2 pseudogenes are annotated in these 1,529 nt (G+C 43.2%); one reads left to right on the top strand and one right to left on the bottom strand.

The features are described from left to right. Positions 1-452, bottom strand: a pseudogene (locus F0227_RS21705) (transposase); the annotation flags it as partial. Positions 453-557: 105 nt separating this feature from the next. Here F0227_RS21705 and F0227_RS21710 point away from each other — a divergent pair. Further along, a pseudogene (locus tag F0227_RS21710) lies at positions 558-1,513 on the top strand (IS3 family transposase); the annotation flags it as partial. Between the last annotated feature and the right edge of the window lie 16 nt (positions 1,514-1,529).

Genomic DNA, 1,529 nt, shown 5'->3' on the forward strand with positions numbered 1-1,529 from the left:
TTGGAAGCATCCTGAATCGCCAGATAGACCACCTTTCTTGCCGATTCATCCGTAGGGAACAGCTTGCGTTTCTTCGTTGCCTTTCTAATTACACTGTTCAGAGATTCGATGGCATTGGTGGTGTAGATGGCTTTTCGGATATCCTGAGGATAGTTGAAGAGCGTGTTTAAGTTATCCCAGTGAGCAGTCCAGGAACGACTGATTTGAGGGTACTTTTCATCCCACTTATCACCAAAGCGCTCCAGAGCGAGTAATGCTTCATCTTCCGTTGCTGATTGATAGATTTCCTTCAGGTCTGCCGTGATGCCCTTGTAATCCTTCCACGGAACGTACTTCATCGAGTTTCGAACCATATGCACGATACAGAGCTGTATTTGAGCTTGAGGGAGTACGGCATTAATGGCATCAGGAAAGCCTTTCAGGCCATCGACACAAGCGATGAGGATATCTTGTTGTAACCATCCCCTAAAATAGGTGTATTCCGATTTAGAGTTCTTCCGTTTAAACTAAGTAAAACGGAGAAAGATGATGAAAAAGTCACGCTATACAGAATCGCTATCAAGCGATTGAAAGAGCTTGAAGAAGAGAACCGTCGATTAAAACAGATGTATGCAGATTTAAGCTTAGATCACTCCATCCTTAAAGATGTTATCGAAAAAAAGCTGTAAAGCCATCGGTTCGCCGTGAGTTGGTTGATTATGTGAAAAACAAATATAACGTCAGCCAACGCAGAGCGTGCCGAGTTGTTGGCATTAGCGATTCAGTTTATCGGTACCAGCCAGATTTACATCGAGACGATGAGGTCATTGAAGCGCTTCAAAAAGCGGTTGAACGCTATCCAGCATACGGATTTAGTAAGTTATTTAAGACTCTAAAACGATGGGTTCACAAATGGAACCATAAACGAGTCCATCGCGTATATCGTTTGTTAAACCTGAACATACGACGACGTGGTAAGAAACGGCTTCCAACTCGTCACCCTATGCCGCTGTGCGTGCCAGACCATGCAAATGAATGTTGGTCTATGGATTTTATGAGCGACTCTTTACAGTGTGGAAGACGTTTTCGTACGTTCAACCTTTTAGATGATTTTAATCGTGAAGCATTGGTAGTAGAAATCGACTTGAGCTTACCAACGGTTCGCATACTTCGCGTGCTTGATCGAGTTGTTGCATGGCGTGGGCACCCCCAAAAGATAAGAATGGATAACGGGCCTGAATTTATCTCGTTAAAACTGGCTGAATGGGCGGAGAACAATCAGATTGAGCTGGAGTTTATCAAACCAGGAAAGCCCACTCAGAATTCTTATATTGAGCGATTTAATCGAACCTATCGTGATGCCATTCTGAATATGTATGTATTTAAGACGTTGAATGAAGTGCGGGAATTAACGGAAGTCTGGGTTAAAGAATATAACGATGAGCGGCCACATGATTCACTGGGCGACCTAACGCCATGGGAATATTTGGCTAAATCACAACAAAGGAAAAACTCTAATTTTGAGTGCCACTAAAGAAGGGATGTTTACA

The sequence above is a fragment of the Vibrio sp. 99-8-1 genome (assembly GCF_013114595.1).
Classification (GTDB): domain Bacteria; phylum Pseudomonadota; class Gammaproteobacteria; order Enterobacterales; family Vibrionaceae; genus Vibrio.